This is a genomic window from Mediterraneibacter sp. 210702-DFI.5.30, from assembly GCF_020560115.1.
Taxonomy (GTDB): Bacteria; Bacillota; Clostridia; order Lachnospirales; family Lachnospiraceae; genus Mediterraneibacter; species Mediterraneibacter faecis.
Genome location: NZ_JAJCME010000247.1, coordinates 1 through 218, shown reverse-complemented (window position 1 = coordinate 218; position 218 = coordinate 1). Strand labels below are relative to the sequence as shown.

General features: G+C 50.0%; 1 tRNA gene. It reads left to right on the top strand.

Annotated features, from left to right (window positions below):
• The first annotated feature begins 63 nt into the window (after positions 1-63).
• A tRNA-Tyr gene (locus tag LI126_RS15435) sits at positions 64-145 on the top strand.
• Positions 146-218: the final 73 nt, after the last annotated feature.

The following is a 218-nucleotide window of genomic DNA, read 5'->3' as shown; positions in this document are numbered from 1 at the left end:
GGAGAGCATCTGCCTTACAAGCAGAGGGTCACAGGTTCGAGCCCTGTAGGTCCCACTTAACATGGATGGATTCCCGAGTGGCCAAAGGGGACAGACTGTAAATCTGCTGCAAATTGCTTCGGTGGTTCGAATCCACCTCCATCCATTAACCGAAAGGTTATAAGCCGATGTGGCTCAATTGGCAGAGCAGCTGATTTGTAATCAGCAGGTTATCGGTT